The following is a 23,928-nucleotide window of genomic DNA, read 5'->3' on the forward strand; positions in this document are numbered from 1 at the left end:
GGGACGGGTTCACGCGGGGTCGGTGGGCTCGGTGCTGGGGCGGACGACGGCGAGGACGGCTCCGGCCTCCACCTGGTGGCCGAGGGTGGCGGGCAGGTCGGTGAGGATGCCGTCGGCGGGGGCGGTGATGCGGTGCTCCATCTTCATCGCCTCGATCCGCAGCAGCACCTGCCCGGCGGCGACCCGGTCGCCGGGCCGGGCGTCGATCCGGACGACGGTGCCGGGCATCGGGGCGAGCAGGGTGCCGGGGGCGAGCGGGGCGGTGGGGGCGGGGTGGCGGTCGACGGCGGTGAGGGCGTGGTGCTCGGTGGGGGTGTCGACGAAGACCCGGTCGCCGTACCGGGCGATCCGGTAGCGGCGGCGCAGCGGGCCGACCGCCAGCTCGACGGAGTCGGGGGCGCTGTGCAGGAGTTGGACGTCGGGGTGGTCGTCGGCGCGCAGTCCGTCGCGAGTGAGGCGGTAGCGGACGTCGAGTTCGGTGCCGTCCGCGGTGCGGTAGCGCTTGGTCTGCGGCTGGGAGGGGAGGTTGCGCCAGCCGGAGGGGAGGTGGCGCAGCGGGCCGCGGCGGTCGGCGGCGTCGGCGAGGGCGGCGGCCAGGGCGGCGAGCGGGGTGGATGCGCCGTCAGGGGCGGTGAGTTCGGCGTGGTGGTCGGCGAGCAGGGCGGTGTGGACGCGGCCGGCCAGGAAGTCGGGGTGGCGCAGGGCGCGGACCAGCAGGTCGCGGTTGGTGGCGGGGCCGTGCAGGCGGGCGCGGGCGAGGGCGTCGGCGAGGCGGCGAGCGGCGGCGGCGCGGGTGGGGGCCCAGGCGACGGCCTTGGCGAGCAGCGGGTCGTAGTGGGCGGTGATCCGGTCGCCCGAGCCGGCTCCGGCGTCCAGGCGCAGTCCGGTGGGGGTCGGGAGGGTGGCGAACTCGACGTCGGCGCCGGGGAGTTCGAGCAGGTGGAGGTCTCCGGTGGCGGGCTGCCAGCCGCGGGCCGGGTCCTCGGCGTAGAGCCTGGCCTCGATCGCGCAGCCGCGGGTGGGGGGCGGGTCGGCGGGGAGCTTCTCGCCTTCGGCGACGGCGAGTTGGAGGGCGACCAGGTCGAGTCCGGTGACGCACTCGGTGACGGGGTGCTCGACCTGGAGGCGGGTGTTCATCTCCAGGAAGGCGAGGCGTCCGTCGGGGGCGAGCAGGAACTCGGCGGTGCCCGCGCCCTGGTAGCCGACGGCGCGGGCGGCGGCGGTGGCGGCGGCGTGCAGGCGCTCCCGCAGGTCGGGGGCGAGGCCGGGGGCGGGGGCCTCCTCGATCACCTTCTGGTGGCGGCGCTGGAGCGAGCAGTCGCGGTCGCCGACGGCCCAGACGGTGCCGTGGGCGTCGGCGAGCAGCTGCACCTCGAGGTGGCGGCCGGTGGGCAGGTACGGTTCGCAGAACACCTCGTCGTCGCCGAACGCGGCGGCGGCCTCGGCGCGGGCTGCGGCCAGCGCGTCCGGGAGTTCGGCGAGGGTGCGGACCACCCGCATGCCGCGTCCGCCGCCGCCCGCCGCGGCCTTGACCAGCAGCGGCAGGTCGGTGGCGGCGGGTTCGGGCCCGATGGTGAGGACGGGGACGCCCGCGGCGGCCATCAGCCGCTTGGCGGCGGTCTTGGAGCCCATCGCGGCGATGGCGGCGGGTGGCGGGCCGATCCAGCGCAGCCCGGCGTCGAGCACGGCCTGCGCGAACTCGGCACTCTCGGACAGGAATCCGTACCCGGGGTGGACGGCGTCGGCCCCGGCGTCGAGGGCGGCGCGGACCAGCAGGTCGGCGCGCAGGTAGGTGTCGGCGGGGGCGGCGCCGGGCAGCCGGACGGCGGTGTCGGCCTCCCGGACGTGCCGGGCGTCGGCGTCCGGATCGGCGTACACGGCGACGGTGGCGATGCCGAGGGTGCGGCAGGTGCGCAGGATCCGGCGGGCGATCTCGCCCCGGTTGGCCACCAGCAGTGAGCTGATCACTCGTCAGTTCCCTTCCTGGGTAAGGCTGTTGGTGGTCACATCCGGAAGACGCCGTAGCCGCGGGCACCTTCGACCGGGCCGCTGTGGATCGCGGACAGGCACAGGCCGAGGACGGTGCGGGTGTCGCGCGGGTCGATCACCCCGTCGTCGTGCAGGCGGCCGGAGAGGAACACCGGCAGCGACTCGGCCTCGATCTGCTGCTCGACGGCGGCGCGGATCGCGGCGTCGGCCTCCTCGTCGTACGGCTGCCCCTTGGCGGCGGCGGACTGGCGGGCCACCAGCGAGAGCACGCCCGCGAGTTGCTGCGGGCCCATCACGGCGGACTTGGCGCTGGGCCAGGCGAACAGGAAGCGCGGGTCGTAGGCGCGGCCGCACATGCCGTAGTGCCCCGCCCCGTACGAGGCGCCCATCAGGACGGACAGGTGCGGGACGGTGCTGTTCGCCACCGCGTTGATCATCATCGCGCCGTGCTTGATGATGCCGCCCTGCTCGTACTCCCGGCCGACCATGTAGCCGGTGGTGTTGTGCAGGAAGAGCAATGGGCGGTCGCGCTGGTTGGCGAGCTGGATGAACTGGGCCGCCTTCTGCGACTCCTGGCTGAACAGCACGCCCCGGGCGTTGGCCAGGACGCCGACCGGGTGGCCGTGCAGGGTGGCCCAGCCGGTGGCCAGGGCGGTGCCGTAGCGGGGCTTGAACTCGTCGAAGTCGGAGCCGTCGACGATCCGGGCGATCACCTCGCGCGGGTCGAACGGCGTCCTGAGGTCGCCGGGGACGATGCCGAGCAGCTCCTCCTCCGGGTACTTCGGCGGCCGGTACGAACTGCTGGGCGCCGGGCCGGACTTGCGCCAGTGCAGGCGGTGGACGACCCGGCGGGCCAGCCGCAGCGCGTCGGGTTCGTCGAGGGCGAGGTGGTCGGCGAGGCCGGAGGTGCGGGCGTGCATCTCGGCGCCGCCGAGCGACTCGTCGTCGGACTCCTCGCCGGTGGCCACCTTGACCAGCGGCGGGCCGCCGAGGAACACCTTGGCCCGCTCCTTCACCATGATCACGTGGTCGGACAGGCCCGGCACGTACGCGCCGCCCGCCGTGGAGTTGCCGAACACCACGGCCACGGTGGGGATCCCGGCCGCCGACAGCCTGGTCAGGTCGCGGAACAGGGCGCCGCCCGGGACGAACACCTCCTTCTGACTGGGCAGGTCGGCGCCGCCGGACTCGACCAGGTTGATCAGCGGGAGCCGGTTGCGCAGGGCGATCTCGTTGGCCCGCAGGGCCTTGCGCAGCGTCCACGGGTTCGACGAACCACCGCGCACGGTGGGGTCGTTGGCGGTGATCACGCACTCGGTGCCCGCCACCGCGCCGATGCCGGTGACCAGCCCCGCGCCGACCTGGTAGGGGCTGCCCCAGGCGGCGAGCGGCGAGAGTTCGAGGAACGGCGCGTCCGGGTCGAGCAGCAGCTCGATCCGTTCGCGGGCCGCCAGTTTGCCCCGGCCGTGGTGCCGTTCCAGGTACGTGGGGCCGCCGCCGGCCAGCGCCTTGGCGTGCTCGGCGTCCAGTTCGGCGAGTTTGGTCAGCATGGCGGCGCGGTGGGCCGCGTACTCGGCCCCGGCCGGGTCGAGCCGGGTGGGCAGGACGGTCACTGCGGGGCCTCCGGGGCGTGCGGCGGCGGGGGTGGGGTGGGCGACGGCGGGGGCGGGGAGGGCGGGAGGAGGGTTTCCGGGATGTCGAGGTGGCGGGAGCGCAGCCACTCCCCCAGTGCCTTGGCCTGCGGGTCGAACCGGTGCTGGGCGGCAACGCCTTCGCCGAGCAGGCCGTGGAGGGTGAAGTTGACCGCCCGGAGGTTCGGCAGCAGATGCCGTTCGATGGTCAACTCGCTCGCCTCCGGCAGGAGTTCGCGGAGCTTGGCGGTGGTGAGGGTGTGCACCAGCCAGGGCCAGCCGGCCGCGCTGCGGGCCCAGACGCCGAGGTTGGCGTCGCCGCCCTTGTCGCCGCTGCGGGCCCCGGCGACCAGGCCGAGCGGGGCGCGGCGGGTCGGTCCGGGAGTGGGCGGCGGGGGCAACGGCGGCGCGGGGAGCGGGGGTTGGCGAGTGGTGACGGTCGGCGCCGGGGGGACGGGGATGCGGGTGCCGTCGGGCAGGTGGGCGGCGTGGTCGACCGCTCGGCGGTCCAACTCCCTTGTCTCGAACACGCCGTAGGGGCTGGGCCGGGCGGGTGGGGCGGCGAGGTGGAAGCCCGGGTAGCCGGACAGGCCGAGTTCGACGGCGGCGGAGGTGAGGGCGCGTCCGACCCGGTGCTCGTCCGGGTCGCGGGCGGTGAGCCGGAGCAGGGTGCTGGCGCGCTCCTCGGTGTCGGCGTCCGGGTGGTGGGTGCGGGTCTCGGTCCAGCGCAGTTCGGCGGGGGGCGCGGTGATCGGGTCCACGGGTGGACCCGCGGGCGGGGCGGTGGGTGGGTCCGCGGGCGGGGCGGCGGTCAGGGCGCGGGTCAACTGGCGTCGCACCAGAGCGGATTTGGCCTCGGTGTCCAGTCCGGTGAGGACGAACACCAGCTCGTTGCGGTAGCCGCCGAGCCGGTTCAGCCCGACCCTGAGGGTGGCGGGCGGGGCCTCGCCGCGCACCCCGTCGATCCGGACCCGGTCGCGGCCCTGCGCGGTGAGCGTCACGGTGTCCAGCCGGGCCGTGACGTCCGGCCCGAGGTAGCGCGGTCCGCCCGTCTCGTACAGGAGTTGGGCGGTGACGGTCTCCACCGTCACCGCGCCGCCGGTGCCGGGGTGCTTGGTGATCACGCTGCTGCCGTCGGCGTGCAGTTCGGCGATCGGGAAGCCCGGGTGGTCGACGTCGTGCTCGGTGAAGAAGGCGTAGTTCCCACCGGTGGCCTGCGCCCCGCACTCCAGGACGTGACCGGCCACCACCGCCCCGGCCAGGGCGTCCAGGTCTTCGGGGGTCCAGCCGTGGTGCGCGATGCCGGGACCGACCACCAGGGCCGCGTCCGTCACCCGGCCGGTCACCACCACGTCCGCCCCGGCGCGCAGGCACTCGGCGATGCCGAAGGCCCCCAGGTAGGCGTTCGCGGCCAGCAGCGGACGCCGCCGGTCCTCCCCCGTCCAGCCCAACTCCTCGGCCTTGGGGAGGAGTTCGTCACCCGTGACGTAACCGATCCGGGGCTGCAGGCCCTGGCGCCCGGCGAGTTCCCCGAGCAGCGCGGCCAACCGTCCGGGGTTCAGGCCGCCCGCGTTCACCACGATCCGCACCCCGCGGTCGAGCGCCTCGGCGAGACACTCCTCGGCCTGCCCCAGGAACGTCCGCGCGTACCCCAGTGACGGGTCGCGCAGCCGGTCCCGGGCCAGGATCAGCATGGTCAGCTCGGCCAGGTAGTCGCCGGTCAGCACGTCCAACGGCCCACCCGCCAGCATCTCGCGGAACGCCCCGAACCTGTCCCCGTAGAACCCCGAGGCATTGCCGATCCGCAGCACGGTTCTCCTCCCCAACTCCGCTGCGCCCGAACGCCGTTCGAGGCTGCGGCCGGGCCGGTGGGTGTCCGGTCGCGACCGAGCGTGGCAGTAAGCCGGGGACAAATCAAGCACGCGTGCTTGTTTTCAGTCGGGAGGAAGGCGGAGGGAGGGCCGGCTCCTCCGCGCCGGGCAGCCGCCGCCGGGGAGCGCGCCACGGGGTCGATCATCCGTGCTCGGGAACGCCGCACCCCGGGCCACCGGCGGCGGAGCGACGGCGGCTCCGTCCGGACGGCGGCCCGGACCCGCTCAGCTCTTGCGCTCGCCCAGGACGCAGAACTCGTTGCCCTCCGGGTCGAGGAGGGTCACCCAGTGCTGCTCGTCCTGCACGGGGGCGGCGCGCCGGGCGCCGAGGGAGAGCAGCCGGGCGACCTCGGCCTGCTGGTCGTCGGGGCGGAAGTCCGGGTGGAGCCGGTTCTTCACCGTCTTGCCCTCGGGGACGGCCACGAAGAGCAGCCCCGGCAGCCGGTCCGGCTCGGGGCGGATCTCGACGATCTCCTCGTCCTCGTCGACCACCACCCAGCCGAGGGCCTCCGCCCACCAGTGCCCGAGGGCGATGGGGTCGGCGGAGTCGACCATGATCTGTTCCCATTCAAGTGCCATGGGTGTGAGCATAAACGAGGCCGACCGGCCCCCTGAGCTGGGGTGACTTCCGTCGACCACCGGTCGGACGCCGCCGCTCCAGGCGTCCCGGACCTCCCGGGGGAGGCGATCGGAGCCTTCGCGGCGGGCCTGAGTACGGCGGGGTGGATGGCCGAACGGGGTACGGCCCATGACCGTTCGGGTGTCGGCTCGTTGGGCCCGTCGTGGGGAAGAGACCGCCGTGGTTGGTGTCGGACGAACTGTGGGGCCGGATCGAGCCGTTACTGCCGGTGCGGCGGCAGGGCCTCGGCCGCCCGTCCGCGAACGACCGCGGCTGCCTGCAGGGGATCCTGTTCGTGCTGCACACCGGGATCCAGTGGGAGTGGCTGCCGCAGGAGCTGGGCTACGGCTCGGGCATGACGTGCTGGCGTCGGCTGCGGGACTGGCAGGAGGCCGGGATCTGGGACCGGCTGCAGCGGGTGCTGCTGGACGAACTCCACCGCGCGGGCGAGTTGGACTGGTCGCGGACCGCGGTCGACGACTCGCGCCAGCGGACCCGCCGGGGCGGTGGGTGACGCTCCCCCGCGGGCGGGCTCACGGGGGCGGGCTCACGGGGGTGGCACGTGGCCCGGAGGGAGGCCGCCGGGTTCGGGGGGCCAGCGGCACCCGTCCGGCAGGTTCTGGGTGGCCTCGATGTGGTGCTCCCGGGCAGGGTCCAGCCGGAGGCCCGGCACCAGGGCCTCGATCTCCGGCAGGACCTCGGGCGGGACGGGGTAGACGTCGAACATCCAGACGTCGTCGCCCCGGTCGAAGTGCTCGCGGATCCGGAGGACGACCTCCCGGCCCAGGGCCGCGACCACCACCCGGTCGCGCTCGCCGGACCAGACCACCAACTCCCAGGCGACGTTCGCCCCGTCGTGGAACGGGTAGGGCTGCTGGCCCACGGTCGGTCCTCCTCGCGGTTGATCGGCCCCAGCCTATCCTCGCACGCGCTGCGCACCGCCCCCGAACGGGCCGCCAACGTCGGCGACGTGCTCTCCAGCGACGTCACCGCGGCCACCGCCGCCGGGCTCACCGGCATCTGGCTGGACCGCGGCACCGACTTCGTCACCGGCGAGCCGACCACGGGCACCGGAGCCGAAGCGGGCACGGCGGTGCTGCGGATCGAGGACTCACCGCGCTCGCCGAACTCGTCGCCCCGGAACGGCCGCCGGCCCTGGGTGGGTGTCGGCCCGGTGGCGAGGCGTCGGTGCTGTGGGGTAGGGGGGCTCACGGGGCCGGGTAGGGTCGGGGCGTGGGCGAGTTGACGTTGTTGCGCGCTGAGCATGCGGAGGCCGTGTTGGCCTTCGAGGTCGCCAACCGGGCCTACTTCGCGGCTTCGGTTCCCGACCGTGGGGACGCGTTCTTCGCCCGGTACGCGGAGCGGCACCGGGCGCTGCTGGCCGAGCAGGAGGCCGGTGACTGTGCGTTCCACCTGTTGCTCGCCGAGGACGGGTCGGTGCTCGGCCGGTTCAACCTGGTCGACATCGGGGACGGTGGGGCGGTGCTCGGCTACCGGGTCGCGCAGCGCGTCGCCGGGCGCGGGGTGGCGACCGCGGCCGTGCGGGAGGTGTGTCGTCTGGCCGCGGTGCGGTACGGGCTGGGCCACCTGCGGGCGGCGGCCGCGGAGGAGAACGTCGCCTCCCGGCGGGTCCTGCTCAAGGCCGGTTTCGTTCCCGTCGGCCCCGCCGGTCCGGATGAGCTCTCCGGTCGGCGGGGCACCTGGTACCGGTGCGAGTTGGACACGGTGACGGGTCGTGGTGAGCGCTGACCGCCCGGGGTGCCGGGTGGTCGGGCGGACGGTTCAGAACAGGTCGAGCAGGTCCGTCAGGGAGGTGACGGCGGGCAGGTCGGTGGCGGGGGCGTCGCCCCGGCGGATGTGGCGGGCCGCGTAGCCGAGGTCGAGGGCGGCGGCGACCAGCTCCGGGTCGTCGTCGACGAACAGGCACTGGGCCGGGGGGAGGCCCAGCGCGGTACTGGCGTGCCGGTACATCCGCGGGTCGGGCTTGTTGCAGCCGAGGACCGCGGAGATCGCGTACGCCTCGAAGAAACCGTCGAGGCCCAGGCCCGCGTGGAGGTCGGGCAGGTTGGGCCAGGCGTCCGAGACCACGGCCATCCGGACACCGCGCCGGGCGAGTTCGGTGAGGGTGTCCACCACCTCGGGGTAGGTCTCCAGGAGCGTGGCGGGCGGGACTTCGCGGCGCAGGTCGGCGAGGAGTTCCGGGGTCGGCTCCACGTCGAGGGCGCGGAGCAGCAGCCGGTGGTAGTCGTCGGTCGCGGGGGTGGTCGAGGAGCCGTCGAGGAAGCGGTCGCCCGTGGCGATGGCGGTCGCGAGGCGTTCCGGCGGGATCGCGGGGTGGTGGGCGAGGACGGTCTCCTCGAAGTCCGCCCGCGGGTTCCAGCGGCCGCCGATCGGTCGCATCAGCACGCCGCCGGAGTCGAGGAGGACGGCGCGGAGGTCTTCCCGGGCCCGGGGTGCGGGTCGTGTCGTCATCCGACCGAGTCTGGCTGTCGGACGCCGCGCGGTCGACCCCCCGGGGCGCCTCGTCGCGGGCCGGAGCGGGACTGTCGGTCGGGGCCGGTAGCGTCCCCGCATGCCTGCTGAGCGTCCGTCCCCGAAGCCCGCCGGGTCCACCGAGCCCGCCGGACGTACCGGGTCGGTCGGGTCGGTGGAGTCCGTCGCCGCCGGGCGGCTGACGGTGGTCGAGCGGCTGTGCGCGCTGCCGTTCCCCGCCGAGGTGGGGCGGTACTGGGCGCCGGAGGGGTGGGGCGGGCCGGGGTTCCACCTGCTGGTGCTCCAGGAGACCCGGGACTTCTGGGACGGGCGGGGCCCCGAGGTGACGGGGCCCGCGGAGCAGGAGGTCGAGGACGCCGAACAGGCGCTGGCGGCGCTGCTGACGGCCCGTTGGGGGCCGCCGGAGAGCGTCGGCCTCCGGAAGTACGCGGACACCACCGACCCGGACCCGCTGCCCGAACCGCTCGACTTCCTGGGGATGCTGAGCGGCGGCGTCCGGCTGTGGCGACTGCCGGGAACGGTGCGCTGGGTGGGGCTGTCGATCGGGCAGGGCGATCCTGAGCTCCCGATCCAGTTGCTGCTCGCCGTCGGCGAGGTGTCGGCGCTCCCCCGCAACTGCGGGGAGGGCCCGGCCCCGGCCTGAGCACCCGGCCCCGGTCTGAACACCGGACCGGTCGTCAATCGCCGCACGCGGTGCGGGCGTTGTGGCCCGGACGGTGCGGCACGGGCGGTGCGGCGGTGGGCGGTCGGCGGCCACCCCGGTGGCCGGGTTGTCGGTGAGGTGCGGCATGCTCCACGCATGCTTCACGCGATGACCGAGCGCGGACTCTCGATGCGCGACCCCGGGCCGGCCGCCCTGAGCCGCTTGGTGGCGAACATGCAGCGCGGCGATTCCCGTCTGATCCTGGAGCGGTTCGGCGCGGACGAACCGGAGGGCGACTGGTACGTGCAGGTGCGCCTGCAGGAGAACGGCGTCTACGAGTTGGAGTACCGCGACGGCGTCCCCACCGAGCAGTACCGGACGCTGACGGTCTCCCTCGCCAGGGTGGTGGAAGCGCTGGTCGGCTGGGCGGACGGGCGGACGGCGTGGCGGTCGGAGTTCGACTGGACCTGCGTCGGCCACCGGCACTCGGAGGAGGGGGCCGGTACGGGCGGCTGAGTCCGGCGGGATCCTCAGAGCATCCAGAGGCCGAAGCCCGCGACCAGGATGCCGGAGGCGATCAGCAACGGGCCGAGCAGGTGGTCGCGGGGCCGGTCGGTGCCGGGGCGGATCCGGATCGTGGAGGCCAGGCCGAGGCCGGAGAGCAGCACGCCCATCGGGGTCAGGACCACCCACAGGGCGGGTGCGGCGAGGTGGCCGGAGATCATCGGGCCGTCGGCCGACCGGCGGGTCGGGGGCGCGCGCCGGGTGCTGACGGAACGTGGGGTACAGCCATGATGCGGGTCCTCCTGCTGGGTTCCGCACGACGCTACCGGGGGTCGCAACAAGACTCCGCCACGGATTGGCAAAGCCTTCCCCGCGCCCGTCCGACCGGTCCTGAACCAGGCCGTCCGCGGGTCCGCCGGATTCACCCGGGCGGCCCACCAGCACGAACGCGGGGACAGGTCGGTTCACAGCGAACGTCCAGGGAGTTCCCGGGCTTCGCTCAGCACCCTCCGACGGAGCTCCCGAGGGCCCGGCGGGGGCCGCGCGAAGGCCCGGGGCGGTGGGCCCCGGTACGGCAGGGGCCCCGGCCCCGGCACCACCTTGCCGGGCCGGGGCCGGGGCCCACGGGGCGGGACGCCGTCCGCCGTCAGACGGCCGGGACGGTCGGTTCGGCCGGTGCGGCCGGTGCAGTCGGTTCGGCCGGTGCGGTCGGTTCGGCCGGTGCGGTCGACCCGACGACGGTGGCGGCGACGGCGACGGGGACGGGAGCGGCCGTCCCGCCCTGCGCGGCGTCGCCCTTCGCGGCCCGGGCCGCCGCGCGGCGGGCGACGAAGCGGTTGACCAGGGTGACCATCGCCCAGGCGTAGGCCCAGCCGACCAGGATGTCGATGATGAAGTGCTCGGCGCCGTAGACCAGGGTGAAGGCCATCGCCAGGGGGTACGCGGCGAGCAGGACGCGCAGCGCGCGGCCGGCCCTGGGCCAGAACACCAGGGCGATCATCATCGGGTAGGCGGCGTGCAGCGAGGGCATCGCGGCGACGTCGTTGGCGAACTTGCTGCCGTTCTCGAAGATGGTGCCGGCCCGGTGGAGGCCGCTGTTGTCGAGGACGGTGGCGACGATCCGGTTGACGGCCGGCAGGTGGTGCTCCAGCGCGGCCAGCCACGGCGGGTCGGCGGGGTAGAGCACGTAGGTGACGAAGCCGATCGCGGTGATCGCCAGGTAGCAGCCGAGGAAGTGCCGGAACCGGGCGCGGTTGCGCTTCCACAGCACGGCGAGGATCACGAACACCGCGAAGAAGTGCGACATGTAGACGGCGACGGCGGCGTAGTCGTACCACTGCGGCTGCCCGGGGTGGTACAGCCAGCCCTGCAGGCGGACGGTCCAGGTCTCGCCGAAGCCGAGCACCTCGTCGAAGGCGATCTGCGGCGCGTAGTGCGGGCGCCAGGGCGTGTGCGCGCCGTAGCCGCGGAGCAGGGAGTACACCCAGACCACGGCCATCACCGGGATCCAGTCCCGCAGCACGTGCAGCCAGCCCTTGCGGCCCCCGCTGTGCACGGACGCCGCGACCAGGGCGGAGATCAGCCAGAGGAAGACCACGTCGTTGGCGTAGGGCAGGCCGTAGACCGAGAGGTACCACCAGAACGCGATGGCGAACACCGGCCAGGCCAGGTGTCGGGGTCTGAGGGAGGACAGCAGGTGGAGCGCCAGGGAGCGTGACCGGGCTGCCAGGTGGGACGAGTCGATCATGCGTCACGAAGCTAGCAAGTGCGGCTTGGAGAATCCTCGTGCCGCGCGCCGGGGTTCCCAGCGAGTTCCCAGGTGACACCCGGACGGGTCGCGGCGGCGGCCGACCGGTCTAATGCTCGACATTAATAATGCTGAGCATTAATGTGGAGACATGGCGAGGAAGTCAACGGGTGCACGGAGCACCCAGGCGGGCGAAGGGACCACCGGCGGGTCCACCCGGGAATTGCTGATCCGTTCCGCCGAGCGCCTGTTCGCGGCGCAGGGCGTGTACGGGGCGCAACTGCGCGAGGTGGTGCGGCGGGCCGGTCAGGCGAACCCGTCCGCGGTGCAGTACCACTTCGGCTCGCGCGAGGGGTTGCTGGACGCGGTGATGGCCGAGCGCCAGCAGCGCACCGAGCGGGCGCTGGCCGAGCGGTTGCCGCAGCCCGAGGGGCATTCACTGGGCGAGCTGCTGCGGGCGCTGATCGACGCCGAGGGCACCGAACTGCGCACCGAGCGCGGCCGGGACTGCCTGCGGATCTCCACCCAGGTCAGCCACCGCAGCGGCATCCGGGAGCGGCGTCCGCACGCCGGGCTCGCGGGCACCCTCTACTGGCGGCTGATCACGGAGCTGGAGGCGCCGCTGGTGCCGCTGGCGCCCGAACCCGTCCGGCTGGAGCGGATCGACCTGGCGCTGACCCTGATCGGGGCGGCGCTCGCCGAACGCGCCCGGCAGCTCGCCGAGGGCGAGCACACCCTGAGCGACGACCGGGCGTACCTCGCCGACCTGGTCTCCGTCTGCGCCGGCCTGCTGACCGCGCCGGTGCCCTGAACGTCCGGGCCCCGTCCGGGGACCGGTGGCGCCGCGGTGCGCCGAACCGCACCGCGGCGCGGTGAAGAGAACAACGAAGCAGCGACGAAGCGAGGAGCGCGGGCCCACGAGGCGTGCGCGTGCGAGGAGCGAGGAGCGAGTCATGAGCGAGCTGACCGGCAGGACCGTCATCATCACCGGCGGGGCCCGGGGCCTGGGCGCGGAGACCGCGCGGCAGGCGGTCGCGGCGGGGGCGAACGTGCTGATCACCGACGTCCTGGACGAGGACGGCGCGGCGACGGCCGCGGAGCTGGGCGAGCGGGCCCGCTACCGCCACCACGACGTCGGCTCGGAGCAGGACTGGGCGGACGTGGTGGCGTACGCGCAGGCCGAGTTCGGGGCGGTGCACGGGCTGGTGAACAACGCGGGCATCTCGACCGGCAGCTTCCTGGTCGACGAGTCGGTGGAGCACTTCCGGAAGGTGCTGGACGTCAACCTGACCGGCGTGTTCATCGGCATGAAGACGGTCGTCCCGGCGCTGCGGGCGGCGGGCGGCGGTTCGGTGGTGAACATCTCCTCGGCGGCCGGGCTGATGGGCCTGGCGCTGACCGCCGGGTACGGCGCGTCCAAGTGGGGCGTGCGCGGCCTGACCAAGATCGGTGCGGTCGAGCTGGGAACGGACCGGATCCGGGTGAACTCCGTCCACCCGGGCATGACCTACACGCCGATGACGGCGTCCACCGGGATCCGGCCCGGTGAGGGCAACTACCCCAACACCCCGATGGGCCGGGTCGGCGAGGCGCACGAGGTCGCCGCGGCCACCGTCTTCCTGCTGTCCGACGCGGCCTCGTACGTCACGGGCGCCGAGCTCGCGGTGGACGGCGGCTGGACCACCGGCCCGACCGTCCGCTACGTGATGGGGCAGTAGGGCCGCCGGGTCAGTCCAGGAGGGCGGACTCCCGGAGCGGGATCCGGGCGTAGCGGGTGTCGGTGGCCCGCTCGATCCAGCCGTCGAAGTTCTCCGTGCCGATCTCGCTGAGGTGGGCGTCGTGGATCGGGAAGGCGCGCTCGGGGCGGACGGCGCGCACCATCTCGATCGCCTGCCGCAGGCTCTGCCAGGGGCCGCCCGCGGGCAGCAGCAGGGCGCGCACCTCCTCGCCGGGCCCGGTCGGGACGTGCAGCGAGTCGCCGGGGTGGTAGACGCCCTCGACCAGGTACCCGAGGTTCGCGCAGTCCGGGTACCCGTCGACGGTCTCGGCGTGCCGCCCGCCGACCGCGCGCACCGCGAAGCCGCCCGCGGTGAACGCCTCCCCCGTCCGGACGGCGACGGGGGCGGTGCCGGTGAGGTCGGGGTGCGCGGCGAGTTCGGCCGCGAGCTCGGGGTGGGTGTACACCTCCAGCCGCGGGTCGGCGGCGCGGGCGGCGGCCAGCAGTCCCTCGTCGACGTGGTCGGCGTGCCCGTGGGTGTAGAGCACCGCGCGGACGCCCTCGAAGGCCTCGGGTTCCGTCCAGCAGCCCGGGTCGATCAGGAGGGAGCGGTCGCCGTCGGTCGAGTCGATCCGGACGCAGGCGTGGGCGTACTTCGTCAGGCGCATCCGGTCAACGTAGCGCCGGGCCGAGGTGGCGCGCCTTCCCTTTTCCGGCAGGGGAGCTGGCACCGGGTCAGGAGCTGGCACCGGGTCAGGGGCTCAGCAGGGGTGCGAGGGCGGCGCGCAGGCGGGCCAGCCAGGCGTCGGCGGTGCCGGTGGCGGCGGGGTGCTCGGCGCGCAGGGCGGCCCAGTCGGCGGGCGGGGCGGTGAGGTCGGCGGGGCGGAGGGTGCCGGGGTGGCCCGGTTCGCGGGCCAGGACGCGGCGCAGCAGGGCGGGGTCGAGGGTGCGGGCGCAGAGTTCGGCGAGCAGGACGGCGTCGTACAGGTCCTTGGCGCGGGCGCGTTCGCCGTCGGCGCGCAGCCAGAGCAGTTTCCAGGCGAGCGAGAGTTCCCGGCTCGCGGTCAGCACGGTGGTCGTGCCGGTTCCGCCGGCCCCGGCGCGCGGGACGGCCGTGCGGACGGGCGGTTGGGGCAGCCGTTCGTCGCGGGCGAAGTCGACCGTGACCTCGCCGCTCCCGGCGCCCTCCGCCGTCCAGCGCAGGGCGACCCGGACGCCGGGCTCCTGGTGGTCGGGCTCCTCGCGGTCGGGGTCGTACGCGGTTCCGTCCGACCAGTAGGACCAGTTGCCGCTCTCCCGGACGGACTCCGGGTCGAGCCGGATGCCCGGGGCGACCTGCGGGTGGCGTTCGACCAGGTCGCGGAGCACCTGGTGCGGCCCGTCCTCCTCGGGTTCGGCCGCGGGGAGCCAGTGCAGGCCCTCGGGCGGGAGGCGGACGCGCAGGCCGCGGGTGTCGAACTCCTCGAAGCGCCACATCTCGTACGCCCCGGCGCCGTCCGCCGCCTCGGGCCAGTGCTGGACGGGCGCCAGGTCCGGCAGGTACGGGTAGGGGTCGCGCGGGTCGACCGGGACGAGCGTGGACGGCGGCAGGACCCAGTCGAGGTCGGCGGGTTCGCGCGCGGCCGCGCCGACCCACGCGGGCATCACCATGCTGCCGCGCAGCACCAGCGACTCGCCCCAGGGCGAGCCGGCGATCAGCGCGAGCAGGTGGTCGAGCACGGCGCGCCGGGCGGGGCGTCGCTGCGGGGGGTGGCCGTTCAGCGCGGCTCCCGGGTCTGCGGAGGGGACGGGGCGGGGATGACGGTAGCGGACGGATCTGACGGTCCAGCGGCATCGGCTAGGCCGCCGGGCCGCCCGCGGCGCCCCGAATCCCGTCAGGCGACGCCGAGTTGGCTCCTGGCGGCCTGCACCGTCTGGGCCAGCAGCACCGCGATCGTCATCGGCCCGACGCCGCCCGGCACCGGGGTGAGCAGCCCGGCGCGCTCGCGGGCCGAGGGGTGGTGGACGTCCCCGACGCCACCGGGGTGGTAGCCCGCGTCGATGACGACCGCGCCGGGCTTGAGGTGCTCGCCGCGGATGAGTTCGGGCCTGCCGACGGCCGCGACCAGGACGTCGGCCTCGCGGAGGAGCGCGGGGAGGTCGGCGGTCCGGGAGTGGCAGTAGGTGACGGTGGCGTCGCGGCCGAGCAGCAGCATGCCCGCCGGCCTGCCGAGGATCGCGCTGCGGCCGACCACGACCGCGTGCTTGCCCCGCAGGTCGACCCGGTACTCGTCGAGCAGGCGCATGATGCCGCCGGGGGTGCAGGAGGTGAAGCCGGGGAGGCCGAAGGACATCGCCGCGAAGGAGTGCGTGGTGACGCCGTCGACGTCCTTGGCCGGGGCGATCGCCTCGAAGGCGGCGCGTTCGTCGACGTGCGGGCCAGCCGGGTGCTGGAGCAGGATGCCGTGGACGGTCGGGTCGGCGGACAGCTCGGCGACGGTGTCGACGAGTCGGGCCGTTCCCGTGGCGGCGGGGAGGGCGGTGTGCCGGGAGCGGATGCCGGCCTTCTCGCAGCGGGCGCGCTTCATCCGGACGTAGGTGGCGGAGGCCGGGTCGTCGCCGACCAGGACGGTGGCGAGGCAGGGGGTGGTGCCGGTGCGGCGCCGGAGGTCGGCGGCCGCGGCGGCGGCCTCGTCGGTGAGGCGGCGGGCGAGGGCGGCGCCGTCCATCGGGCGGGCCTGGCCGGGGGTCGGTACCATCGGGCAACTCCCTTGATCAAGCGGTGAGTTCGCCCAGGCGCGCGGCATCGACGGGGGCGGCCGTTCCCCGGTGGTGCTCCACCTGTGCGCCAGTCACGGCCCCTGTCGGCACTGTACCGGACGGCCCTCGGCAGGGCCCCGGATTCCCTCGCCGCCCGCCCTCCCGGAGGGCGAACGGAAATCAGAGGGAGCGCGTGGATCCCCCCTTGACCCGATGTCGGGAAAAGAGGGGAACCGACCCGTCGGCAAAGGGCGGGAAGACCGCAAACAGGGTGGAATCGGGCACGCACGCTGCGTAACGCGATGATTGCGCAAAGATTCGGTATACGGATGTGATCTATTCGGTGAAGTTCGAGCAAAACCGCGTGAGAACATGTCCTCCGCGCACACACCGAAACACTCGTGCGTCACCGGAACAGGAGGGCGCACGAGCATGGCGCAGACCGACGAGACGTCGACCGCGGCCGCGGACACCCCGGCGCGGCCGCGGCGGCGGCGCTGGGCGCGGCGGATCCTGCTGATCGGCGGCGGCGGGGTGCTGGTGCTGGCGCTGGCCGCGGGCGGTTGGGGGTACTGGGCCTACCGGCACCTGGAGGGCAACCTGGGGACGGTCGACATCGACCGGGCGCTCGGGACGGACCGGCCGGCCCCGCTGCCGGACGGGGCGCAGGACATCCTGGTGCTGGGCTCGGACTCGCGCGACGGCGAGAACGGGAGCCTGGCGGGCGGGGACACCGGGGGCACGGCCCGCTCGGACACCACGATGGTGGTGCACATCCCGCAGGGGCGGGCGGCGGCGACGGTGGTGAGCATCCCGCGCGACACCATGGTGAGCCGTCCGGCCTGCACCACCCTCGAGGGGCGGCAACTGCCCGCCGCGAACCGGGTGATGTTCAACTCGATCTACACCAGCGGCGGTCCGGCCTGCGTGGTGAGGACCGTGGAGTCGATGACCGGGCTGCGGATGAACCACTACGTGGAGATCGACTTCTCCGGCTTCGAGCGCCTGGTGGACGCGATGGGCGGGGTCGAGGTCACCATGGACAAGCCGATCACCGACCCGTACTCGGGACTGCAACTGCCCGCCGGCACCAGCACCCTGGACGGGAAGCGGGCGCTGGCGTTCGTGCGGACCAGGCACGGCATCGGCGACGGCAGCGACCTGGGGCGGATCGGGCTGCAGCAGAAGTTCCTGCTGGCGGTGCTCAGCCAGCTGCAGCGGGAGGGGACGCTCTCCAACCCGACCAAGGCGTACGGGGTGGCGGACGCCGCGACCAAGGCGCTCACCACGGACCAGGACCTCGGCTCGCTGACCTCGCTGCTGACCTTCGCGCAGAGCCTGAAGGGCCTGCAGCCGGAGCGGATGAGGACGGTGATGCTGCCGGTGGTCGAGGACCGGATCGACCACAACCGGGTGGTCGCCGACGAGGCGAAGGCCGCCGCGCTGTGGCAGTCGCTGCGCGACAACCGCCCCGTCCCCGGCGCCTCCCCCAGTCCTTCCCACACCACCGCCCCGAGCGCCGGCGCGCACGCCTCCGCAAGTGCCGCCGCGCACAACTGACAGGGACCGCACCGTGGTTGCCCACCGTCCCCGACTGAGTGTCGTCGTTCCGTTCCAGAACGTCGAGGCGTACCTGGCGGAGTGCCTGGAGTCGATAGCCCGGCAGTCGTTCGGCGACTTCGAGGCGATCCTGGTCGACGACGGCTCGACCGACTCCTCCACCGACATCGCCCGGGCGATGTGCGCCCGCGACCCGCGCTTCCGGCTGATCCGGCAGGAGGCGCACGGGCCGGGGCACGCCCGGAACACCGGGCTGCGGGCGATGCACCCGGAGGGCGAGTTCCTGGTCTTCGCGGACGGCGACGACGTGGTGCCCGAGCACGCGTACGAGACGCTGCTGCGCACCCTGGAGCAGTCCGGGTCGGACTTCGTCTCGGGCAACGTGCAGATGATGAACTCCACCACCACCTGGCAGTCACCGCTGCACAAGGGCCCGATGCAGGCGGAGCGGCGCGGCACCCACATCACCCGGTTCGACAAGCTGATCTACGACCGGACGGTGTGGAACAAGCTGTTCCGCCGCAGCTTCTGGGACTACTACTTCATCGAGTTCCCCGAGGGCGTCCTGTACGAGGACTCCTGGGTCAACATGTTCGCCCACTTCCGGGCCGCCAAGGTCGACGTGATCACCGACGTGGTCTACTACTGGCGCCGCCGCGACGGGGCCGCCGCCCCCTCCATCACCCAGCGCCACCACGAGCTGGACAACCTGCGCGACCGGGTCGCCGCCGTCCGCTCGGTGAGCCGCTTCCTGGCCGGGTACCGCTCGCAGCGCTTCGCCGAGTCCAAGCGCAAGTACGACCTGGCCTGCCTGACCTCCGACCTGATGCTGCACCTGAAGGTGCTGCCGGACGCGGACGAGGAGTACCGGCACGCCTTCCTGGAGTGGACCAACGAGTTCCTGGACGAGGCCGACCCCGGCCTGATCGACGAACTGCCCGCCGAGGCCCGGGTGAAGTGGCTGCTGGTGCGCGGCCGCAAGCTGCCCGAGCTGATGGAGGTGCTGGAGTTCGAGCGGCGCGGCGGCCCGCTGCCCGTCCAGCGGCGGCTGCGCCGCTACCTGAAGTACCCGCACCTGGGCGACCGCAGCCTCGGCATCGACCGCCGGGCGTACCGGCTGGACAAGGAGCTGTCGCTGCACGGCTCGGTCGGCGGGGTGCGCTGGGACGGCGAGCGGCTGGTGATCGACGGGCACGCGTACATCCGCTTCCTGAACGTCCACAAGCGGCACATGTCCGTGAAGGGCCTCGCGCTGCGCAACAAGAAGCAGAACCGGCTGCTGCTGGCCCCGGCCCGGACGGTGTACGCGCCGCAGGCCACCGAGCACTCCGGGCAGAACCGGTACTGCTACGACTGGGCGGGTTTCAGCACCTCCTTCGACACCAACCGGCTCAAGCTCAAGGACAAGTGGGCCGAGGGGACGTGGGACGTGGCGGCGGGCGTGCTCAGCCGCGGCCTGTTCCGCTACCGCGGCCTGGACCGGGGCGCCGTCGGCAGCGCCGCCAACCCGCCCTACCGGTACGTGGACAAGAACACCCGGGTGCTGCCGCTGTTCGTGCAGAACCGGCTCAAGCTGCGGGTCGAGATCGTCCGCTGCCGGATCACCGGGCACCGGGTCGAGGGCGAGCACCTGGTGCTGCGCGGCGTGCACCTGGCCCCGACCCTGCCGACCGGCGGGCAGCTGCGGCTGGTCAGCCTCGGCGGGGCCGGGCGGGTGCAGGTGCCGGTCCGCTTCACCCCCGGCGGCGAGGGCTGGTGCGGCTTCACCGCGCGCGTCCCGCTGCGCTCGCTCGTCCCCACGCCGTCGGACGCGGACGGGGCGCGCCCGGTCTCCTGGAAGCGCGGCGGCAACGGCTGGAAGACCACCTTCCACGTCGCCGGGCGGGCCATGACCATGTACCCGGTGATGGCCGAGGACACCCCCGACGGCCACCACCGCCTCCCGGCCGCCCTGCAGGGCCCCGAGGGCGACCGCGAACTGGTCGTGCACCGCAACGGCGCCGGGTACCTGGTGCTGTTCGAACGCGCCGCGCTGCCGCTGGCCACCCGCTACGAGTGGCTGGCCGACGGCTCGCTGGAGGTCGTCGGCCGGTACGCCGCCCTCGACCGGATGCCGCCGGAGCAGCTCCGCACCGCCCACCTGGTGCTGCGCTCGCGCGCCCAGGGCGCCGAGCGGGCCGTGCCGCTGGAGTGGCGCGGCGAGCACTTCCGGGCCCGCTTCGACCCGGCGGGGCTGCGCACCCTGGCCGGCACCGTCCCGCTCGCGGCCGGCCGCTGGGACCTCTTCCTGCGCCGCCAGGACCCGTCCCGCACCGCGCCCGACGAGCTGCTGCCCGACCTGATGCTGAAGATCGAGCAGGGCGCCATCCCCGGCCTGCCGCTGACCCGGGAGGCCGACCAGCGCCGCTACGAGCTGCAGGCCGAGGCGTACGACCGGCTCTCGCTGCAGGTCCACTCGGCGATGCCCGACCACGCCCGCGGCCCCTACCGGCAGAAGCTGCTGCGCACCAAGGCGTACCCCGCCGCCCGCCAGCAGCCCGTCCGGCCCGCCGTGCTGTTCGACGCCTTCAAGGGCACCCAGTACTCCGACAGCCCGCGCGCCGTCCACGAGGAACTGGTGCGCCGCGGGGTGCCGTTGGAGCACCTGTGGGTGGTCAAGGACGACCAGGTGGACGTCCCCGCGACCGCCCGCGCGGTGCGCATGTGGTCGCCCGAGTGGTACGAGGCGCTCGCCACCAGCCGGTACGTCGTCGCCAACAACCACCTGCCCGACTGGTTCCGCAAGCGGCCCGGCCAGGTCGTCGTGCAGACCTGGCACGGCACCCCGCTGAAGAAGATCGGCCACGACATCGAGGCCGTCCACTTCGCCGACAAGCACTACCTGGAACGCCTCGCCGTCGAGGTGGAGAACTGGGACCTGCTGGTCTCCCCCAACAGCTTCTCCACCCCGATCCTGCGCCGCGCCTTCGGCTTCCCCGGCGAGATCGTCGAGTCCGGCTACCCCCGCAACGACGTGCTGCGCCGCCCGGGCACCGAGCGGCTCGCCGCCGGGATCCGCCGCCGGATCGGCGTCCCCGACGGCAAGCGGGTCGTGCTGTACGCGCCGACCTGGCGCGACGACCAGTACTACGCGCCCGGCCGGTACAAGTTCGACTTCCGGATCGACCTCGACGACGCCCGGGCCCGGCTCGGCGAGGACCACGTGCTGCTGGTCCGCCGCCACCCCAACGTGGTGGACCCGGTGCCGGGCGCCGGCGACGGCTTCGTCTTCGACGTCTCCGACTACCCGGACATGGCCGACCTGTCGCTGATCACCGACGTCATGGTCACCGACTACTCCTCGCTGATGTTCGACTACGTCAACACCGGTCGGCCGATCCTGTTCTTCACCTACGACCTGGAGCACTACCGCGACACCCTGCGCGGCTTCTACTTCGACTTCCAGCGCAGCGCCCCCGGGCCGCTGGTCTTCGACTCCCCGGAGCTGATCTCCTCGATCCGGGACGTGGACCGGATCCGGCAGCGCTACGCGGAGCGCTACCGGCGCTTCCAGCGGGACTTCTGCGACCTGGACGACGGACGGGCCACCGCCCGGCTGGTCGCCCGGATGCTCACCGTGGGCGGAGACTCCGCGCTGGGGACGGGGACGGGGACGGGACCGGTGCCTGCCGCGGCTGCCGGACCGCGGCCGGGCGGGCCCGCGCCGGGCGGGACTGCGCCGGGCGGGCCCGCGCCGGACGGGCCGACGGCCGGGACACCGAGGAGCGGCGTCCCGAGGAGCGGGGTCCCGGTGCCGGGCGACACCTTCGAGGGCGTCCCCTGGCCGCTGCCCGCGCACCTGACCACCCCCGCCGACCCCACCGCCGACCGACTGCGGGAGCGCGTCGGCGACCACCGAGAAACGGAGCACGCCCGTGCCTGAACAGGCCCGCCCGAACCGCCCGACCGTCGAGGGCACCGACAGCAGCGGACCCGTCCCGGTCGACTTCCGGTTCAGCCCGACCCGCAACGGCACCCGCCACCTGGTGGTGGTGTTCGCCAACTTCTCCGCCCCGGACGACTACGGCTTCTCCAACGGCGTGCTGGACCAGGTGCGCGCCAACGTGCTGTGGATCCGCGACCGGTTCAACGGCGGCAACGCCTACTACCTGTGCCAGGACATGGACTTCGCCACCGAGCGCGCGGTGGCCGCCGTCATCGCCCGCTTCGTGCACGCCCTCGACCTGACCCACGACCAGGTCACCGTGTTCGGCGGCTCCAAGGGCGGCAGCGCCGCGCTGTGGTTCGGGCTGCGGCACGGCTACGGCAACGTGCTGGCGCTCATCCCGGCGTTCCGGATCGGCACCTCTCTGGTCCAACGCCGACCGGCCGCGGCCGAGCTGATGATGGGCGGGGCCGAGCCCGAGAAGGTGGCCGCGCTCGACGCCCTGCTGCCCGAGCTGGTCGCCACCACCCCGCACCGGAACACCCGCGTCTACCTGCTCACCTCGCCGCAGGACGAGCTCTACCCGGAGCAGGTCGAACCGTTCCTGCCGCTGTTCGCCGACTACCCGGACTTCCACCTGCTGGTCAACGACTCGCCGCTGATCACCGGCCACACCACCGTCACCGCCCGTACCCTGCCCGTCGTGCTGGGCCTGCTCAACCTGCTGGTCGCGGGCATCGTCCCGCGCCTGGGCCTGGCCCGCACCGGCGGCGAGCAGCCCGACCGGGACACCTCCGCGCTGGACGCGCTGCTGGCCGCCACCGAGCGCTTCCCCCGCCCGCAGGTGACCTTCCCCGACCCGGCGGTCCCCGTCCCGGCCGACACCGTCGCGGTGGGCGGCCGGGCGCCGGGCGCGGAGCGGGTCAGCATCTGGCTGAACGGCAAGTACATGGGCTCGGCGCCGGCCGCCGAGGACGGCAGCTGGGTGCGGCGCTTCACCCGGCCGTGGGAGCCGGGCGAGTACACCCTCAAGCTGTTCGGCGTGGCCGCGGACGGCGAGCAGAGCCCGCGCACCCTGCACACCTTCAGGGTCGTCGAGCCCGCCCCGGGGCTGCCCACGCCACTGGTCGCCGAGCCCGCGGACCTCGCCCTGGTGCCCGGGCCGACCGTCCGGCTGGCCGGTTCCGCGCCGGGTGCTGAGCGGGTCGAACTCGTCATCGGGGAGCACTCGTTGGGCACCGCCCCGGTCACCGTGGACGGCAGCTGGAGCTGGCAGCCCGCCTGGGAGTGGCGCGGTGGCGAACACACCGTGGACGTGGTCGCCCAACTGTCCGGGGTACGCCCCTCGGCACCGGCCCGGGTCACCTTCACGGTGGCCGGCGCGCTGGCCCGCGACCCGCAGCTGCAGGCCAGGTACGGCTACTGAGGCGGTACCGCTCGGTGCCGCGGGGTCGCCGGGTACCGCGGGCGCCGCGGGCGCCGCGGGCGCCGCGGGCTCACAGCGAGCCGGGGACGGTGAGCAGCAGCGCGCGGTGGTCGGAGGCGCCGGTGTCCACGGTCCGGCAGCCCTCCCGGGGCAGCGCGGTGAACAGGTAGTCGAGCTTCTCGCCGTTGTCGTGGGTGGGCGCGGGGTGGCCCGGGCTGCCGGGGGTGCGCTGCTCGCACTCCTGGACGCGGTCGTAGTAGGCGGTCGGCCAGATCCACGAGTCGCGGTTGCCGGGCCCGGGCGGCCGGGTGTTGAGGTCGCCGCCGAGCACCGCGCCGTCCCCGGCCGCCGCCAGCAGCGCGGCCAGCTGGTCGTCGCGCAGTTCGGCCGCGCGGTCGCTCCGGTCGGTGGGCGGCAGCGACAGGTGGGCGACGCAGGTCCGCGGGCCTTGCCCGGGGGTGGCGCACAGCGCGCCGCGTTGCAGTCCGGGGGCGCGCTGCGGGGCGGCGACCGGGGTGGTGCCGGTCAGCGGGGCGGCGGCCAGGATGCCGTACCCGGCGCGGCCGCGGCCGTTGCCGCAGTCGACGGGGGTGCGGGTTCCGGCGGCGTCGAGCTGCTCGTACGGCTGGAAGGCGAGGTGCCAGTCGGCGCCGAGACGCTGCCGGGCGGCCTCGACGTCGCCCTCGCACGCCTCCTGCAGCAGCAGGACCCGGGCGCCGTGCTGTCGGGCGAGCGCGGTCAGGGTGTCGGTCTTGTCCTCGCCGCCGCCGAACCGGGTGCAGCCCCAGGATTCGATCCCGCAGGTGTTCCAGGTCGCCACGGTCAGCCGCGGCCCGTCGTCCGGCCGCCCCACCGCGGCGGTCACGCCGTGGCGCACGCCCGGCACCAGGGCCAGCAGCAGCGCCCCGGCGGCGGCGCCCAGCAGGGCCCGGCGGCGACGGGGGACCGGGGAGACAGGCGGCACGGTGTTCCCCGGATCGCTGAACGGTGGGCCGGGCGGGGAGCTGGGCCTCGGCCGGGCGGTGGACGGCGACCAGCATAGCTCCGTCCACGGGGCGCCCGGC

The 23,928-nt window shown here is 74.4% G+C and carries 20 protein-coding genes, 1 pseudogene and 1 riboswitch; of the genes and pseudogenes, 9 read left to right on the top strand and 12 right to left on the bottom strand.

From position 1 onward, the window contains the following. Positions 1–9: 9 nt before the first annotated feature. From ACFY00_RS29395 to ACFY00_RS29410, 4 genes are all read right to left on the bottom strand, one after another. Positions 10–1,968, bottom strand: coding sequence for an acetyl/propionyl/methylcrotonyl-CoA carboxylase subunit alpha (locus tag ACFY00_RS29395; protein WP_388034803.1), 1,959 nt, complete (start codon positions 1,966–1,968; stop codon positions 10–12). 35 nt (positions 1,969–2,003) lie between these two features. Further along, on the bottom strand, positions 2,004–3,602 hold the full coding sequence (locus ACFY00_RS29400) for an acyl-CoA carboxylase subunit beta (protein WP_388034806.1): 1,599 nt from the start codon (positions 3,600–3,602) through the stop codon (positions 2,004–2,006). Further along, on the bottom strand, positions 3,599–5,371 hold the full coding sequence (locus ACFY00_RS29405) for an acyclic terpene utilization AtuA family protein (RefSeq protein ID WP_388034907.1): 1,773 nt from the start codon (positions 5,369–5,371) through the stop codon (positions 3,599–3,601). Before ACFY00_RS29405 ends, ACFY00_RS29400 begins: the two co-directional genes overlap by 4 nt. A gap of 345 nt (positions 5,372–5,716) precedes the next feature. After that, entirely contained in the window at positions 5,717–6,070 is a 354-nt protein-coding gene (locus ACFY00_RS29410; RefSeq protein WP_388034809.1) for a VOC family protein, read from the bottom strand. 203 nt (positions 6,071–6,273) lie between these two features. Between ACFY00_RS29410 and ACFY00_RS29415 the strand changes: the two are divergent. Then, positions 6,274–6,615: pseudogene (locus ACFY00_RS29415) on the top strand (transposase); the annotation flags it as partial. A 42-nt stretch (positions 6,616–6,657) separates the two neighbouring features. Here ACFY00_RS29415 and ACFY00_RS29420 read toward each other — a convergent pair. Continuing rightward, positions 6,658–6,993, bottom strand: coding sequence for a hypothetical protein (locus ACFY00_RS29420; RefSeq protein WP_388034811.1), 336 nt, complete (start codon positions 6,991–6,993; stop codon positions 6,658–6,660). Positions 6,994–7,343: 350 nt separating this feature from the next. Here ACFY00_RS29420 and ACFY00_RS29425 point away from each other — a divergent pair, with 350 nt between their 5' ends. Then, complete coding sequence (locus ACFY00_RS29425; protein ID WP_388034814.1) at positions 7,344–7,859, top strand: GNAT family N-acetyltransferase; 516 nt, start codon at positions 7,344–7,346, stop codon at positions 7,857–7,859. Positions 7,860–7,892: 33 nt separating this feature from the next. On the opposite strand, the gene ACFY00_RS29430 is transcribed toward ACFY00_RS29425, so the two are convergent. Continuing rightward, positions 7,893–8,582: an HAD family hydrolase gene (locus tag ACFY00_RS29430; RefSeq protein ID WP_388034815.1), complete on the bottom strand. Its 690-nt coding sequence runs from the start codon at positions 8,580–8,582 to the stop codon at positions 7,893–7,895. 100 nt (positions 8,583–8,682) lie between these two features. On the opposite strand from ACFY00_RS29430, the gene ACFY00_RS29435 reads away from it, so the two are divergent. Together ACFY00_RS29435 and ACFY00_RS29440 are read left to right on the top strand one after the other, a co-directional pair. Beyond that, positions 8,683–9,246, top strand: coding sequence for a hypothetical protein (locus ACFY00_RS29435; RefSeq protein WP_388034818.1), 564 nt, complete (start codon positions 8,683–8,685; stop codon positions 9,244–9,246). Between the two features lie 168 nt (positions 9,247–9,414). Further along, entirely contained in the window at positions 9,415–9,762 is a 348-nt protein-coding gene (locus tag ACFY00_RS29440) for a hypothetical protein (RefSeq protein WP_388034821.1), read from the top strand. Positions 9,763–9,776: 14 nt separating this feature from the next. Here ACFY00_RS29440 and ACFY00_RS29445 read toward each other — a convergent pair whose 3' ends face one another. Both ACFY00_RS29445 and ACFY00_RS29450 read right to left on the bottom strand, forming a co-directional pair. After that, positions 9,777–9,971, bottom strand: coding sequence for a hypothetical protein (locus tag ACFY00_RS29445; protein ID WP_388034823.1), 195 nt, complete (start codon positions 9,969–9,971; stop codon positions 9,777–9,779). 425 nt (positions 9,972–10,396) lie between these two features. Beyond that, entirely contained in the window at positions 10,397–11,497 is a 1,101-nt protein-coding gene (locus ACFY00_RS29450; protein WP_388034825.1) for a phosphatase PAP2 family protein, read from the bottom strand. A 151-nt stretch (positions 11,498–11,648) separates the two neighbouring features. Between ACFY00_RS29450 and ACFY00_RS29455 the strand changes: the two genes are divergently transcribed. Together ACFY00_RS29455 and ACFY00_RS29460 are read left to right on the top strand one after the other, a co-directional pair. Continuing rightward, positions 11,649–12,308: a TetR/AcrR family transcriptional regulator gene (locus ACFY00_RS29455; protein ID WP_388034828.1), complete on the top strand. Its 660-nt coding sequence runs from the start codon at positions 11,649–11,651 to the stop codon at positions 12,306–12,308. A 142-nt stretch (positions 12,309–12,450) separates the two neighbouring features. Then, positions 12,451–13,215: a glucose 1-dehydrogenase gene (locus tag ACFY00_RS29460; RefSeq protein WP_388034831.1), complete on the top strand. Its 765-nt coding sequence runs from the start codon at positions 12,451–12,453 to the stop codon at positions 13,213–13,215. A gap of 10 nt (positions 13,216–13,225) precedes the next feature. On the opposite strand, the gene ACFY00_RS29465 is transcribed toward ACFY00_RS29460, so the two are convergent. From ACFY00_RS29465 to ACFY00_RS29475, 3 genes are all read right to left on the bottom strand, one after another. Beyond that, positions 13,226–13,882 carry an MBL fold metallo-hydrolase gene (locus tag ACFY00_RS29465; protein WP_388034833.1) on the bottom strand — a complete coding sequence of 219 codons (657 nt, stop codon included), beginning with the start codon at positions 13,880–13,882 and terminating at the stop codon, positions 13,226–13,228. A gap of 85 nt (positions 13,883–13,967) precedes the next feature. Beyond that, positions 13,968–14,933: a nucleotidyl transferase AbiEii/AbiGii toxin family protein gene (locus ACFY00_RS29470; protein ID WP_388034836.1), complete on the bottom strand. Its 966-nt coding sequence runs from the start codon at positions 14,931–14,933 to the stop codon at positions 13,968–13,970. A gap of 155 nt (positions 14,934–15,088) precedes the next feature. Next, positions 15,089–15,952: a bifunctional 5,10-methylenetetrahydrofolate dehydrogenase/5,10-methenyltetrahydrofolate cyclohydrolase gene (locus ACFY00_RS29475; RefSeq protein WP_388034838.1), complete on the bottom strand. Its 864-nt coding sequence runs from the start codon at positions 15,950–15,952 to the stop codon at positions 15,089–15,091. Between the two features lie 24 nt (positions 15,953–15,976). After that, positions 15,977–16,059: riboswitch (ZMP/ZTP riboswitch) on the bottom strand. A 326-nt stretch (positions 16,060–16,385) separates the two neighbouring features. Here ACFY00_RS29475 and ACFY00_RS29480 point away from each other — a divergent pair. Genes ACFY00_RS29480 through ACFY00_RS29490 form a run of 3 tightly spaced genes read left to right on the top strand, consistent with a single transcriptional unit; the run spans position 16,386 to position 22,864 of the window. Next, complete coding sequence (locus tag ACFY00_RS29480) at positions 16,386–17,513, top strand: LCP family protein (RefSeq protein ID WP_388034841.1); 1,128 nt, start codon at positions 16,386–16,388, stop codon at positions 17,511–17,513. A gap of 13 nt (positions 17,514–17,526) precedes the next feature. Next, on the top strand, positions 17,527–21,435 hold the full coding sequence (locus ACFY00_RS29485; RefSeq protein ID WP_388034843.1) for a CDP-glycerol glycerophosphotransferase family protein: 3,909 nt from the start codon (positions 17,527–17,529) through the stop codon (positions 21,433–21,435). Further along, on the top strand, positions 21,428–22,864 hold the full coding sequence (locus tag ACFY00_RS29490) for a hypothetical protein (RefSeq protein ID WP_388034846.1): 1,437 nt from the start codon (positions 21,428–21,430) through the stop codon (positions 22,862–22,864). The genes ACFY00_RS29485 and ACFY00_RS29490 overlap by 8 nt, the downstream gene beginning before the upstream one ends. A 70-nt stretch (positions 22,865–22,934) precedes the next feature. Here ACFY00_RS29490 and ACFY00_RS29495 read toward each other — a convergent pair whose 3' ends face one another. Continuing rightward, positions 22,935–23,828, bottom strand: coding sequence for an endonuclease/exonuclease/phosphatase family protein (locus ACFY00_RS29495; protein WP_388034848.1), 894 nt, complete (start codon positions 23,826–23,828; stop codon positions 22,935–22,937). Positions 23,829–23,928: the final 100 nt, after the last annotated feature.

This window comes from Kitasatospora sp. NPDC001540 (genome assembly GCF_042894345.1).
Taxonomy (GTDB): domain Bacteria; phylum Actinomycetota; class Actinomycetes; order Streptomycetales; family Streptomycetaceae; genus Kitasatospora; species Kitasatospora phosalacinea_C.